Genomic DNA, 14,184 nt, shown 5'->3' on the forward strand with positions numbered 1-14,184 from the left:
TCATTCGCATTTTAATGAACGGTAGGATTTCTTCTCATCCAATTGGAAACGGTCAATTCGTCAGGTAAACCAGAACGATGATCCAGGCTCTTCTTGTCGGCGCCGGCGGCGCTATCGGCTCGCTTTTGAGATATTATGTCGGCCAATGGTCGCTGCGGCTCCTGGGGCCTGGCTTTCCTTGGGGCACGCTGATTGTCAACGTCGTTGGTTGTTTCGCCATTGGCGTTTTTGCCGAAATGATCGCGCGCCGGTTCAACGCCTCCGTCGAGATGCGCCTGCTGCTCATCACCGGCTTCCTCGGCGGCTTTACGACCTTTTCCGCCTTTTCTCTGGACGCGATCTCGCTTTTCGAGCGGGGCGAGGCAGTCGCCGGCGGACTTTACGTCGCCGCAAGCGTCGGGCTTTCGATTGCCTCTGTCATGGCTGGTCTCGCGCTTGTGCGTGCTTTGATCTGAAAGGCAGTTTCCGCGCGGAGAAAAATGCTCTAAAGCCACCGGCAACAGCCGCGCGTGGCGCGCCCAAGAATTTCCGAAAGAACAAGAATGGCCGGAATCGAACATATCAAGGTGGATGCCGACGAGGCGGGAATGCGGCTCGACCGGTGGTTCAAGATTCATTTCCCTGGCCTCGGCTTCGGCCAGCTTCAGAAGCTGCTGCGTTCGGGCCAGGTCCGCGTCGACGGTGGACGCGTAAAGACCGACGCGCGGGTGCAGCCGGGCCAGATGGTTCGCGTGCCGCCGCTCGATGTCGATGCGAAGGTCAAGAGCGGTCCGATCGCCGGGAAGGAGCTGAAGCATTCCAGCGATTACGAACTTCTTCAGCGCATGGTGCTGCATGAGGACGACAAGGTGATCGTGCTCAACAAGCCCGCCGGACTTGCCGTGCAGGGCGGTTCCGGCCTGACCCGGCATATCGACCAGATGCTGGAGGCCTGGACGAGCCCCAAAGGCGAGAAGCCGCGGCTCGTGCACCGGCTTGACCGCGACACATCGGGCGTGCTCGTCATTGCCCGCACACGTGGTGCCGCTCAGAAGCTGACGGCTGCCTTTCGCGAACGCGACACCAAGAAGACCTACTGGTCGTTGGTGAAGGGCGTGCCGCGCAAGCATGAGGACAAGATCTCCACGTGGCTCGTCAAGGAAGCGACTGCCGACGGCGATCGCATGCGCATTGCCAAGCACGGCGAGGAGGGTGCGGATCATGCCGTGTCCTACTACCGCGTGATTGAAACGGCGGCGCAAAACCTGGCCTGGCTCGAGATGGAGCCGTACACCGGCCGTACGCATCAGCTTCGTGTTCATGCGCTGCATATCGGCCATCCGATCATCGGCGATCCAAAATACTTCATCGACGACCCGAACTGGGACTTTCCCGGCGGCATCCAGAAGCGGCTTCACCTGCATGCCCGTCATATCGACATCCCGCATCCTGCAGGCGGACGCCTGCGCATCACGGCGCCGCTGCCGCCGCATATGGTGCAGACCTGGAACCTTCTCGGCCTTGATCTTGCCGGTGCGGAGAGGATTGACGAATGAAGCTTGTTCTCTTCGATTGCGACGGCACGTTGGTCGACAGTGCCGCCCTGATCCATGAGGTGATGGCCAGAACCTTCGTTCAATTCGGTCATTCACGGCCGGATCTTTCCAGCACCAAATCGATCATCGGTCTGACGCTCGATATCGCGATTGCCCGCATGCAGGGCAAGCTGCATGTCGATGACGAGGCGATCGCCATGACGGCCCACTACAAGTCGATCTACATGGATGTCAGGCAGGAGTCCGGCATGGATGTGCCCCTTTTCGCCGGGATAAAGCCGATGATAGACAGGCTCGCCGCACGGGAAGACATCCTGATCGGCGCCGTCACCGGAAAGTCGCGCCGCGGGCTTGTCAATGTCCTCGAAACACACGGTTTCACGCCGCATTTCATCGTCTCGCGGACGGCCGACGATTGTCCGTCGAAGCCGCATCCGGCCATGGTAACCGAATGCTGCGACGAAGCCGGCATGAAGGCCGCTGATGCCATTGTCATCGGCGACGCTGTCTACGATATGCAGATGGCAAAGGCTGCAGGCGCAAAGGCAATTGGTGTATCTTGGGGTTATGCCAGCGTTGACGACCTGATTGCCGCCGGCGCCGATACTGTCGCTTACCATCCGAATGACGTGCTTGACCATTTTTGAGGTGACGCCATGCGCGACCTGCTGAACGACCTTTCCGAAGGACTGAGCCACCCCGATCCGATCCGCCGCGCGCAGATCCAGATGAAAAGGCCGCTGCCGAAACGCTTCTACAAGAACGTCACGGTTGCCGAGCGGGACGACGCCTTCGCGATCGAGCTTGATGGCAAGGTCGTGCGCACGCCCGCCAAACAGGTTCTGGCGGTGCCGGTAGAGGCTCTGGCCGAGCTCCTCGCCGCCGAGTGGGATGCACAGGCTGAAGTGATTGACCCGGCGACCATGCCCGTGACACGCCTCGTCAATACGGCGCTCGACGGCGTCGCGATGGACACGCAAGCCGTCTTCGAAGACATCCTGCGGTTTTCCTCGAGCGATCTTCTCTGCTACCGCGCCGAAGGACCGGAACTCCTGGTGCAGCGCCAGACCGAGCAGTGGGACCCGGTTCTCGATTGGGCGGCGAATGATCTCGGCGCGCGCTTCATCCTGATTGAAGGCGTGATGCATCACGAGCAGCCGCGCGAAGCGGTCGCAGCCTTCGACGTCACTTTGCGCAGACACGATAGTGCGTTGGCACTTGCCTCCCTTCACACGATAACGACGCTAACCGGGTCGGCCCTTCTGGCCCTGGGGTTCGCCGAGCGCCATCTGACCCTGGACGAGGTCTGGTCGCTTGCCCATCTCGATGAGGATTGGACGATCGAGCATTGGGGCAGCGACGAGGAGGGCGAACTGCGCCGTGCCAAGCGCTTTGAGGAGTTCAAGGCAGCGGCGGAGGTTTTTTTGGCGCTAAAGGCCTGAAACATATTGCTTTGGCAGCCATTATGGCGAAATCTGCGACTCCGAGCGGGAGAGGTGCGGAATTCAGCATGAATTGGTTTAGGTCGCTTTTTTGTCAGCTGGGGCTGGTCTGCGCCATGCTGACGTCCTGCATGGGCCTGACCTCCGATGAGCCGGCCGCTCCTATCTACGATGTCCGCAGTGCCGTGGTTCTCGGCGGTCCCAATACACCGCCCGAGCTGCTTTCAGGCATCGGCGACCGCATCAATGCCGCTATCAATTCAACGGTTCGGACCGAGGTCTATCCGCGCGTCGTGCTGACGATTCGCATCGCTTCCCTCCAGAAAGTCACAGGCTTCGACAAAAACAGGAATATCGCCAAGATCAATATCGATGCGGCGTCCGTCGACGAGGGCTCGGTCATCGCCGTCAGCTCGTTCGAGGTGACCAGCACTGCCAACGATCGGGCCATGGCGGATCAGATTCTGGCGGAGGATATCGCAGCGCGAGTCCGCTCGGCCTTTAAGCTCAATACCGGCCGCGGCTGAAGATCATGCCGCGATCGAGCGGCGAGGGGAGATTTCATGAAGGAAGTTCTCGACGAGCTGGAGCGGCGCCGGGAGATTGCTCGGCAGGGCGGTGGCCAGGCGCGCATCGAAGCGCAGCACAAGCGCGGCAAGCTGACGGCACGCGAACGGATCGACCTCTTCCTCGATGAAGACTCTTTCGAGGAGTTCGACATGTTCGTTGAGCATCGCTCGACGGATTTCGGCATGGACAAGAGCCGGATTGCCGGCGACGGCGTCGTCACGGGCTGGGGAACCGTCAACGGCCGGACCGTCTTCGTCTTCGCCAAGGATTTCACGGTGTTCGGCGGCTCGCTTTCCGAGGCGCATGCCGAGAAGATCATGAAGGTCCAGGACATGGCGCTGAAAAATCGGGCGCCGATCGTCGGCATCTATGATGCGGGCGGCGCGCGCATCCAGGAAGGGGTTGCTGCGCTCGGCGGCTATGCCGAAGTCTTCCAGCGCAATGTGCTCGCCTCCGGCGTCATTCCGCAGATTTCCGTGATCATGGGCCCATGTGCCGGCGGCGACGTCTATTCGCCTGCGATGACCGATTTCATCTTCATGGTGCGCGACACCTCTTACATGTTCGTGACCGGTCCGGATGTCGTCAAGACCGTCACCAACGAGACCGTGACCTCCGAGGAACTCGGCGGCGCCTCTGTTCACACGACGCGTTCCTCAATCGCCGACGGCGCTTATGACAACGATGTCGACACATTGCTGCAGGTCCGCCGCCTCATCGATTTCCTGCCGCTTTCCAACACCTCGCCGGTGCCGGAGATCGAATGTTACCAGTCGGTGATGGATGGGGATCAATCGCTGGACACGCTCATCCCCGCCAATGCCAATAAGCCGTATGACATCAAGGAGCTGATCCACAAGGTTGCGGACGATGGCGATTTTTTTGAGATTCAGGCAAGCTTCGCCAAGAACATCGTCTGCGGTTTCGGGCGCGTCGAGGGCTCGACGGTCGGCTTTGTAGCGAACCAGCCGATGGTGCTTGCCGGCGTGCTCGATAGCGATGCATCACGCAAGGCCGCGCGTTTCGTGCGCTTTTGCGATTGCTTCAGTATTCCGATCGTCACCTTCGTCGATGTTCCGGGCTTTCTGCCGGGCACGGCGCAGGAATATGGCGGTCTTATCAAGCATGGGGCGAAGCTGCTTTTTGCCTATGCGGAGGCGACCGTGCCGAAGCTGACAGTCATTACCCGCAAGGCGTTCGGCGGGGCTTACGACGTAATGGCCTCCAAGCATCTGCGCGGCGATCTCAACTATGCCTGGCCGACGGCGCAGATCGCAGTGATGGGTGCGAAGGGCGCAGTCGAGATCATCTTCCGTAAGGACATCACCGATCCGGAAAAGATTGCGGCACACACAAAGATGTACGAGGACCGCTTCCTGTCGCCCTTTGTCGCGGCCGAGCGCGGCTATATCGACGAGGTGATCATGCCGCATTCGACGCGCCGCCGCCTGGCGCGCGGTCTGAAGATGCTACGCAACAAGGATCTCTCGAACCCCTGGAAGAAGCACGACAATATTCCGCTCTGAGGTGTGAGAATCGTGAAAATCAAGCGAAATCAACAGGAAGTGAACGCACGTCACCGATCCGTGTATTCATTCCTGTCGTTTAGGAAATTAACGCTCGACTGTCTTATCTCAAGGGAGAGCCCAAATGTCCGGTTTCGAACGTCTGAGCGCCTATCAACCCTACGCGCTGGCCGCTCTTAGGATCATCACTGCGCTTCTGTTCATCGAGCACGGCACGATGAAGTTGTTTGAATTCCCGATCCCGCAAGGAGAGGGCGGCCCGCTTCCGCCGCTCATGCTCGTGGCGGCGCTTCTGGAATTCGTCGGCGGACTGGCAATTCTCGTCGGTTTCCTGACACGTCCGATCGCTTTCATCCTGAGCGGCCAGATGGCTGTTGCCTATTTCATGGCGCATGTGCCGATGGGTTTCTACCCGGCCGTCAATCAGGGCGAATCGGCGATCCTCTACTGCTTCGTCTTCCTGTTCCTGGTTTTCGCCGGTGCAGGCGCCTTTTCGGTCGACAAGCGCCACGCCTGAGAAGAATGCCGCGGGTTCGTCCCGCGGCATTCATCGTCATACAGTGAGCTTAAGTCCGACAATGCCGGCGATGATGAGTGCGATGCAGCCGAGGCGGGCCGCGGTGACGGGGTCGCCGAGCAGCCAGATGCCGAGCAGCACCGTTCCGACGGTGCCAATTCCGGTCCAGACCGCATAGGCTGTGCCGATCGGCAGCGTTTTGACCGCCAGACCGAGCAGCACGATGCTGATCACCATGGAAATGACGGTCAGGACCGTCGGCATGGGCCGCGTGAAGCCATCGGTGTATTTCAAACCGATTGCCCAGCCACATTCAAAAAGACCTGCAAGAAACAGCAGAAACCAAGCCATCTCACTCTCCTTTTTAAAGAGCGAGGCCGTCCCCGCGACGTTTGCGCCCGCAGGGGAGTGGGCGCCGCAGTCGTCTGCGTTGGTGCTCATATGCGCGGTTTGACTGTCGTTGCAAGGTAGAAATTGGCATAGCTGCCATGCCACCGTTTCTTGCGTTCCTTATCCAAGCCGCTCGGCGTGCCACCTCAGGTGATTATCCATGAAGGTGGAGATGAAATAGTAAGAGTGGTCGTAGCGCTCATGCAGCCGCAGCGTGAGCTTGATATCCGTGTCCTTGATCGCCTCTTCGAAAAGCCACGGCCTAAGGCCGTTGTCGAGGAAGCCGTCAGCCTTACCCTGATCGATCAGAAATTCCGGGAAGTGTGCGCCGTCGCTTACCAAGGCGCATGCGTCGTACTTGCGCCAGGCCGCACGATCGGAACCTAGATACTTTTCGAATGCCGGCGCCGACCAATCGGCGGTCGACGGCTCGACGATCGGCGCGAAGGCCGAGCAGCTCCTGAAGCGGTCCGGGTTCCTCAATGCGATCGTCAGTGCCCCATGACCGCCCATTGAATGGCCGAAGATGCCCTGGCGGCTCATGTCTATGCGAAATTGCTTGGCGACGAGGGCCGGCAGCTCCTCGGTGATGTAGGTGTACATCCGATAGTTTTCTGCCCAGGGCTCTTCGGTGGCATCAAGGTAGAAGCCCGCGCCTTTGCCCATCTGCCAGTTGGTGAGCTCGTCGGGAATATCATTGCCGCGTGGGCTTGTGTCCGGGCAGACGATGATCAGGCCGAGCTCGGCCGCCATGCGCCGGTACTCGCCTTTTTCCATGACGTTGGCGTGCGTGCAGGTCAGCCCGGAAAGATACCAGAGAACCGGGCAGGGCTCCTTGATGGCCTTCGGCGGCGCAAAGACTGCGAAGGTCATCTCGCATTTGCAGGCTTCGGATTCGTGCGAATACACGCCCTGCATGCCTCCGAAGGCGGTCGCCTGGGAAATGATGTTCATTTTTGATCTCCCGTTCCTGGGGCTGCCGCCTTGGCGCGACGGCAAAGCCGGTCGAAGGTTTCGAGGAACCGCGAACGGTCCTTCGGGCTGAAGGCGGCATTGTAGCCCTTGCTTTCGCCGGTTTCCCGCAGGTGCGCGCCGAGATCGCGCATGGCGCTCGCCATGCCGATATTTGTGTCGTCGAAAACGCGCCCGGTGGGGCCGCAAACCAGTGAACCACCCGCGACGCACCGCACGGCGAGCGGCACGTCCGCAGTCACCACAACGTCGCTGTTGGTTGCGTGTTCCGCAATCCAGTTGTCGGCGGCATCGAAGGCATTGGAGACGATGACGTTCCGGACCATAGGATCACGTGAGGGCCGCAGGCCGGAATTGGCGACGAAGGTCACCTCGATGCCGTGGCGTTCGGCAACCTTCAGGATTTCCGGCTTCACGGGGCAGGCGTCTGCATCGACATATATTTGCGGCATGTGTCGTTCGTTTCTAATCGTCGAAATAGCGATGGTAGTCTCGTGCCGCATTGAGAATGCGGATCAGTTCCAGGCCTGCGCCGTCCGGCAACGGATCGTAGATGATGATGTCGTCCCGATACTGGAACATCCTGATGCTTGGATATTTCGGAAAGCGCTGTACGCTGAGAAGCGGGTTTCAGCAAAGATTTGATATCGCCTTTCCAATTCGAGAATGAACGCATCTGAGCGGCTCAAGCGCTGGAATGCAGCCGTATCTATCAATCGGCCGGCTGCAATGCCAGATCGATTTTAAATTACCGACACGAGGTCAATACAGCACCACGCCGCGGATACTTTGACCGGAATGCATGAGTTCGAAGCCCTTGTTGATGTCTTCGAGCGGCATCGTATGGGTGATCATCGGATCGATCTGGATTTTGCCTTCCATGTACCAGTCGACGATCTTCGGCACGTCGGTGCGGCCACGCGCGCCACCAAAGGCGGTGCCCATCCAGCTGCGGCCGGTGACCAGCTGGAACGGGCGGGTGGAGATTTCCTGGCCGGCACCGGCCACCCCGATGACGACCGACTTGCCCCAGCCGCGATGGCTGGCTTCCAGCGCCTGGCGCATCACCTTGGTGTTGCCGGTGCAGTCGAAGGTGTAGTCGGCACCGCCGATCTGGTCGGCGCCGCGCTTCGTCATGTTGACGAGATAGGGCACGATGTCGTCGCCGACCTCCTTCGGATTGACGAAATGCGTCATGCCAAACTTTTCGCCCCACACCTTGCGGTCATTGTTGATGTCGACACCGATGATCATGTCGGCGCCGGCAAGCTTCAGGCCCTGGAGAACGTTGAGGCCGATGCCGCCGAGGCCGAAGACGATCGCCGTTGCGCCGATCTCCACCTTGGCGGTGTTGATGACGGCGCCGATGCCGGTGGTGACGCCGCAGCCGATGTAGCAGATCTTGTCGAAGGGGGCGTCCGCATTGACCTTGGCAACGGCGATCTCGGGCAGCACCGTGTAATTGGCAAAGGTCGAGCAGCCCATGTAGTGATGGATCTTGTCCTTGCCGATCGAAAAGCGCGACGTGCCGTCCGGCATCAGGCCCTGGCCCTGGGTGGCGCGGATCGCCGTGCAGAGATTGGTCTTGCGCGACAGGCAGGACGGGCATTCACGGCATTCCGGCGTATAGAGCGGAATGACGTGGTCGCCCTTCTTGACCGAAGTGACGCCCGGTCCGACATCGACGACGATGCCGGCACCCTCATGGCCGAGGATTGCCGGAAACAGGCCCTCGGGATCGGCGCCAGACAGCGTGAAATCGTCCGTGTGGCAGATGCCGGTCGCCTTGACCTCGACCAGAACCTCGCCGGCCCGCGGGCCCTCCAGCTGCACGGTCATGACTTCCAGCGGTTTTCCAGCCTGAACGGCAACGGCGGCGCGAACATCCATCGTCTGATCTCCTCGTGATTTTCCGGCGTAACCTTGGCACGCCGGGCGACGGCGGCTCAAGCGAAAAGGAAAGGCGGCGAACGACATTAACGCAAAATCAGCTACATGCGACAACCAGTTTGCTCAGAGCGTCAAAAGAGCTTTTCTGCCGAAAAAATAACGGCATAGCCGTGAATGAGGATCGCAGCATAAAGACCGAAGGTGACCAGCAGGCGCTCGCAGGCCTTCATCTCCTCGAGCTTGTGGCGAGGCTTGAGGGATCCCGCGCCAATCATGCTGAGCAGGATGAAGACGGCGAGCGCCGCAGCCAGGATGCCGCTGGAAACGCCGACCTCCCAGCCGATGACGAGAATGCAGGCCGTAATGGCAAAGCTCGCTCCGATCAGCGAGCGGGGTGTCCTGAAGATCTGCCGCAAGACCTGACCACCGTCGAACCTTTGCATGGGCAGAAGATTGAGCAGGTTGAAAGCGCCGAGGATGAGCAGGAAGATCAATAGCGGCCCGCGGAATTGCTCCGACAGCAGGCCATGTGCCGCAATGTTATCCCCGGCAATCAGGATAGGCACGAAGAAGGCCGAGATGCCGGGCCCCATCAGCGCACAGGTGGCAACCTCGAAATGGCTCTTGTAGGGTCTGCCGCCAATCGCGATGCCGCCGAGGAGCGGCACGAAGATCATGCGCACGGATTCATGTCCGAAAGTCCGGTAGGCGGCGAGATGCCCGAGCTCGTGCAGAGCGATGACGAGGGTAAGAAATGTCGAGATCATCAGCCCGGATGTCGTCAGTCCGAAGAACGGCCAAAGCAAAAACGTCGAAAGTATAGCCAGGCCGCATTGAAACGTGGGATGTTCGAAATATCCCTGCGGAACCGATGCACCGGTTTCAAGCCAACCTTCGAGCGCACGCAGCTCGCGGCGCAGCATGACATATCGGAAAAGAAGGAAGGCAAGGCCGCGGTAACGATCCGTCTGCGTAATTTCGATCTCGGCGCCGTCGGGCAGGCGGCGGACGATCCTGCTTTCGCTGAAATCCCGCCAGAAGGCCAAATCAAGCGTGCTGTCGTCAGCGACGCGCGAACGAAAGCCGCGTCCGCCGGCGGCCGGCAACGGCTCCAAAGCCAGCAAGCGGCGCAGAGGTGCGCCGTCGCGGTCCAAATGGCTGTAGATCTGCTCGACGATGCCTGCGCGGTTTTTGAGCGGCTTGCTGCTGATGACGGAATGGTGCCAGTCGGCGTCGGTGCCGGCGGGATCGATCGCTCTCCACAGCTCCTCCGGCGGTCTCTGGAATGTCCGCGTCAGGCGAATGGTGCGCACGCCGAGTGGGATGCGCATGAGCAGCCAGAGCAGGCCAAGATTGATGAAAAGCAGCAGGGCGGCAGATTGCAGCGCCGTCATTCGTGTCTCCGAGGCCCCAGCCACAGGACGAAAACGCCGCATACTAGGCTGCAAGACCTTAACAAATGCGAAGTCGCGTCAGCGGCGGCGCAGACGGACCTGTGCCAATCCGGATCAGGCGAATTCCAGGATCACGGCATCGACGGCGAGGCTCTCGCCAGGCTTCGCATTGATCTTGCCGACGACCAGATCGCGTTCGGCGCGCAGCACGTTTTCCATCTTCATAGCTTCCACGACGGCAAGCGTCTCGCCGGCCTTTACCTCCTGGCCTTCCGCGACGGCGATCGAAATCACCAGCCCCGGCATCGGGCAAAGCAGCAGCTTCGAGGTATCCGGCGGGAGCTTGACCGGCATCAGGCAATCGAGTTCGGCGTGGCGCGGCGTGAAAACCGTGGCGCGGACCGCAAGGCCCTGCCAATCGATGCGCATGCCGTTCAGAACCGGCCGGATCTGGGCCGTCACCGCCCGTCCGCCGATTGCCCCGTTCCAGACTGGCGCACCGGGTCGCCAATCGGTGACAACATGGAACTTTTCTCCCGCTGCTTCCATCTCCATGTCGAACGGGATGGTCACCAGTCCATCGGCAAGCCTCACCGGCACATAGTCCGTGCCGATCTTCACGACCCATTGCTTGCGAAGATTACCGTCCGAAGCGCGCAATCGGTCGATATGGCGTTCGCGGCGATTGGCTTCGATCAGCGCTGTGGACAGCGCTACGGCCGCAAGCAGAGCCTCCTCCCGCTGATCCGGGGCCATCGGCGCAAAGCCGTCCGGATATTCCTCGGCAATGAAACCAGTCGAAAGTCTGCCCTCGCGCCAGCGCGGATGCTTCATCAATGCCGAGAGGAACGGCAGATTATGCGCGATGCCGTCAACCACGAAGCCGTCGAGTGCCTGGCCCATGGCCTCGATCGCTGCCGAACGGTCCGGCGCCCAGGCGCAAAGCTTGGCGATCATCGGATCGTAATACATCGAGATTTCGGCGCCCTCGAAGACACCGGTATCGTTGCGGACGATCGTGCTGCCGTGCCAGCCTTCCGCGGGCGGGCGGTAACGCGTCAGGCGGCCGATCGACGGCAGGAAGTTGCGATAGGGATCTTCGGCGTAGAGGCGGCTTTCGATCGCCCAGCCATTCAGCTTTATGTCCTTCTGGCTGATGGGAAGTGTTTCGCCCGCGGCAACCCGGATCATCTGCTCCACGAGGTCGATCCCGGTCACCAGCTCCGTCACCGGATGCTCGACCTGCAGCCGCGTGTTCATTTCGAGGAAATAGAAATTGCGGTCGCGGTCGACGATGAATTCTACCGTTCCTGCGCTCTGATAATCGACGGCCTTCGCCAGTGCGACGGACTGCTTGCCCATCGCCTGTCTGGTCTTTTCGTCGAGGAAAGGCGAGGGTGCCTCTTCGACGACCTTCTGGTTCCGCCGCTGGATCGAGCATTCGCGCTCGCCGAGATAGACGGTATTGCCGTGCGCATCCGCCAGCACCTGGATTTCGATATGGCGTGGATCGACAATGTATTTCTCGATGAAGACGCGATCGTCGCCGAAAGAACTCCTTGCCTCCGAGCGGGCACGGTCGAAACCGTCGCGGACTTCCGCCTCGTTCCAGGCGATACGCATGCCCTTGCCGCCGCCGCCGGCCGAAGCCTTGATCATCACGGGATAGCCGATCTCACCGGCGATCATCTCGGCATGCGCTGCATCCTCGATGACCCCGAGATAGCCCGGCACCGTTGAAACCTTAGCGGCATTGGCGAACTTCTTCGATTCGATCTTGTCGCCCATCGCCCTGATGGCCTTCGGTTTCGGCCCGATGAAGACGATGCCCTCCCTTTCGAGGGCCTCGCAAAAGGAGGCCCGTTCGGAAAGGAAGCCGTAGCCGGGGTGAACAGCTTCCGCGCCGGTCTCCTTGCAGACGGCGATGATCTTTTCGGCGACGAGATAGCTCTCGGCTGCCGCCGCCGGGCCTATATGCACTGCCTCATCAGCCATCTCGACGTGAAGGGCATCGCGGTCTGCGTCCGAATAGACCGCGACCGTTGCAATACCCATGCGGCGCGCAGTCTTGTTCACGCGGCAAGCGATCTCGCCGCGGTTCGCGATCAGAATTTTCTTGAACATGCAGACTCCAACCGAAAAATGCGTCCAGAAGTTCTACGCAGAAACGCCGGGACGCACAATCGTGCGAAATCTGACGGTGGGGAAGGGACCTGTCCTAACGCAAGTCACGCAACGGCTTGTTCGTCGTCCACGATCCGCAGCCAGCGGCTAGTGCGCGGTTCGGCGTAATCCCGAAGCTGGAGCGCCCGGAGGATTTCAGCCCAGCGGGGATGATTGGCGGACGGCAGCGTTTCCGCTTCGATCCGGCGCAAGACGCTGTAGGTGAGATGCGAAACTGGAATCACACCGCCCTCGCAGATGTTCCGCAGCACGCGCATCACGAAATCGATGTCCTGGCGGGCGATGCCTTTGCGGTTCACTGCACGCGACAGCTTGTAGCCGCCGACATCGTCGGTAATCGCAAGGCGCAGCTGATCGAGCGCAAAGGCACGCAGCTCGTCCGGTACATGGGAGGAAATCTCCATGATGTGCAGTATGAGTTCCAGTTCGAGCGCCGAATTGATGACGCCGTCGGTCGCGAACATGCGCATGATCCAGGCGACATTGATCTCGTCCAGCGAGCCCTGCGGATAGCTGTAGTTGACAATGAAACCGGCGAGTTCCTCCACGAAGAAGGCGCTCCATTCCGGGCATTTTTCAGGACAGGAATTGTTCAGTGCAAGCATGACAACGACGTCGTCGGCCCTCCGGACGCCGTGCGGAAAGCTGTGCTTGCGCAAGAGGCTGATATCGTCGGCGGCCAGCCGATGCTTTCCCGCGATCACGCATGCCGGAAAAGCGAGTCGGAATTCGCTCATCTTTCATCTCCAGACTTCTTCATGAAGCCAGAAATGATTTTAGCCCAGCGGAATTGAAGAACCCTCAACGACAAGAGTTAATCGACTACGCAGGTGTTTCCGATGATTTTAGCGATCTTGGCTGAACGCGTTCGCGCCAGATGATGAAGAGGCCGGACGCGACGATGATGAAAATGCCGATCCATTTGGAAAAATTGGGAAAATCGTTGAACAGCGCGTATCCGAGCACGGTCGCCGAAATGATCTCAAAATATTGGAACGGGGCAAGCAGCGACAGCGGCGCAAGGCGGAATGCCCTGACGATCAGCATATGCGCATAGCCGGAGATGGTGCCGAGGACGAGCAAAAGGACGAGGCCCAATACCGACGAGGGAAGCGACATTTCGAAATCGGGCATTGAAAGCGCATTTCCGCCCAGGAGCGCTGCCCCCATGAAGAGCATTCCACCGATTCCGGCCAAGGTCTGCATCGTTAACGGCGAATCGGCTTCACCGATTGCGCGGTTAAGGAAGAGATAGAGCGAGAAAAGGAAGGCACAAAGCACTGGCAGCAGCGCCTTCAGGCCGAAGATTTCGTAGCTCGGCTGGATGACGATCATCGCACCTGCGAAGCCGACGACGATCGCCGCCCACCGCCGCCAACCGACCTTGTCGCCGAGGAAGAGCGCCGAAAGAGCCGTCAGCATGAATGGTTCCACGAAATAGATCGCGAAGACATCCGCGAGCGGCATGTATTTGACCGCGACGAAGAAGAGCAGGCTGGCCGCGCCATGCAAGGCGCCCCGCAGCAGGTTCATCCATGGCCGCTTTGCCGAAAGCGCCTCCCAGCGGAAGACGGCAAGCAGGATAGGAAGCGTGCAGGCGACCTGAAAGAAGAAGCGATAGAATGTCACCTGCCCCGGTGACATCGCCTCGAAGGTCGCCATGTATTTGGCGATCGCGTCCATGGCGGGCAGGACGACCATGGCGCCGGCCATGATGACCATGCCTTGAAGCGGATTATGCGGAGATTGTTCTTGGGACATGGT

The 14,184-nt window shown here is 60.1% G+C and carries 15 protein-coding genes; 7 read left to right on the top strand and 8 right to left on the bottom strand.

Annotated elements, in window-relative coordinates; genetic code table 11:
- Positions 1–77 precede the first annotated feature (77 nt).
- From crcB to ACZ9DP_RS24305, 7 genes are all read left to right on the top strand, one after another.
- On the top strand, positions 78–455 hold the full coding sequence (gene crcB / locus ACZ9DP_RS24275) for a fluoride efflux transporter CrcB (RefSeq protein ID WP_074068262.1): 378 nt from the start codon (positions 78–80) through the stop codon (positions 453–455).
- 87 nt (positions 456–542) lie between these two features.
- Positions 543–1,535: an RluA family pseudouridine synthase gene (locus tag ACZ9DP_RS24280; protein WP_074068261.1), complete on the top strand. Its 993-nt coding sequence runs from the start codon at positions 543–545 to the stop codon at positions 1,533–1,535.
- The gene (locus ACZ9DP_RS24285) at positions 1,532–2,182 is read left to right on the top strand and encodes an HAD-IA family hydrolase (protein ID WP_476203812.1); all 651 of its coding nucleotides are present in this window, start codon (positions 1,532–1,534) and stop codon (positions 2,180–2,182) included. The genes ACZ9DP_RS24280 and ACZ9DP_RS24285 overlap by 4 nt, the downstream gene beginning before the upstream one ends.
- A gap of 9 nt (positions 2,183–2,191) precedes the next feature.
- A complete protein-coding gene (locus ACZ9DP_RS24290) occupies positions 2,192–2,977 on the top strand; it encodes an ATP12 family chaperone protein (RefSeq protein WP_194729766.1) in 786 nt (261 codons plus the stop codon).
- A gap of 68 nt (positions 2,978–3,045) precedes the next feature.
- Positions 3,046–3,504, top strand: coding sequence for a hypothetical protein (locus ACZ9DP_RS24295; protein WP_476203813.1), 459 nt, complete (start codon positions 3,046–3,048; stop codon positions 3,502–3,504).
- A 36-nt stretch (positions 3,505–3,540) separates the two neighbouring features.
- Positions 3,541–5,073, top strand: a complete 1,533-nt coding sequence (locus ACZ9DP_RS24300) for an acyl-CoA carboxylase subunit beta (protein ID WP_194729765.1) — start codon at positions 3,541–3,543, stop codon at positions 5,071–5,073.
- Positions 5,074–5,197: 124 nt separating this feature from the next.
- Positions 5,198–5,590 (top strand): DoxX family protein, encoded by a 393-nt coding sequence (locus ACZ9DP_RS24305; protein ID WP_476203814.1) that lies wholly within the window; start codon positions 5,198–5,200, stop codon positions 5,588–5,590.
- A gap of 36 nt (positions 5,591–5,626) precedes the next feature.
- Here ACZ9DP_RS24305 and sugE read toward each other — a convergent pair whose 3' ends face one another.
- The 8 genes from sugE to ACZ9DP_RS24345 all read right to left on the bottom strand — a co-directional run bounded on the left by sugE (position 5,627) and on the right by ACZ9DP_RS24345 (position 14,181).
- Positions 5,627–5,941: a quaternary ammonium compound efflux SMR transporter SugE gene (gene sugE, locus ACZ9DP_RS24310; protein ID WP_074068251.1), complete on the bottom strand. Its 315-nt coding sequence runs from the start codon at positions 5,939–5,941 to the stop codon at positions 5,627–5,629.
- A gap of 159 nt (positions 5,942–6,100) precedes the next feature.
- The gene (gene fghA, locus ACZ9DP_RS24315; RefSeq protein ID WP_476203815.1) at positions 6,101–6,934 is read right to left on the bottom strand and encodes an S-formylglutathione hydrolase; all 834 of its coding nucleotides are present in this window, start codon (positions 6,932–6,934) and stop codon (positions 6,101–6,103) included.
- Positions 6,931–7,404, bottom strand: a complete 474-nt coding sequence (locus ACZ9DP_RS24320; protein ID WP_194729762.1) for a YaiI/YqxD family protein — start codon at positions 7,402–7,404, stop codon at positions 6,931–6,933. The genes fghA and ACZ9DP_RS24320 overlap by 4 nt, the downstream gene beginning before the upstream one ends.
- A gap of 310 nt (positions 7,405–7,714) precedes the next feature.
- Positions 7,715–8,842 carry an S-(hydroxymethyl)glutathione dehydrogenase/class III alcohol dehydrogenase gene (locus tag ACZ9DP_RS24325; protein ID WP_476203816.1) on the bottom strand — a complete coding sequence of 376 codons (1,128 nt, stop codon included), beginning with the start codon at positions 8,840–8,842 and terminating at the stop codon, positions 7,715–7,717.
- Between the two features lie 131 nt (positions 8,843–8,973).
- On the bottom strand, positions 8,974–10,236 hold the full coding sequence (locus ACZ9DP_RS24330; RefSeq protein WP_194729760.1) for a zinc metalloprotease: 1,263 nt from the start codon (positions 10,234–10,236) through the stop codon (positions 8,974–8,976).
- A gap of 114 nt (positions 10,237–10,350) precedes the next feature.
- Positions 10,351–12,360: an acetyl-CoA carboxylase biotin carboxylase subunit gene (locus ACZ9DP_RS24335; protein ID WP_476203817.1), complete on the bottom strand. Its 2,010-nt coding sequence runs from the start codon at positions 12,358–12,360 to the stop codon at positions 10,351–10,353.
- Positions 12,361–12,464: 104 nt separating this feature from the next.
- On the bottom strand, positions 12,465–13,157 hold the full coding sequence (locus ACZ9DP_RS24340; protein ID WP_476203818.1) for a hypothetical protein: 693 nt from the start codon (positions 13,155–13,157) through the stop codon (positions 12,465–12,467).
- Between the two features lie 85 nt (positions 13,158–13,242).
- Complete coding sequence (locus tag ACZ9DP_RS24345; protein ID WP_476203819.1) at positions 13,243–14,181, bottom strand: DMT family transporter; 939 nt, start codon at positions 14,179–14,181, stop codon at positions 13,243–13,245.
- Between the last annotated feature and the right edge of the window lie 3 nt (positions 14,182–14,184).

Source organism: Rhizobium sp. USDA 4016, assembly GCF_056279705.1.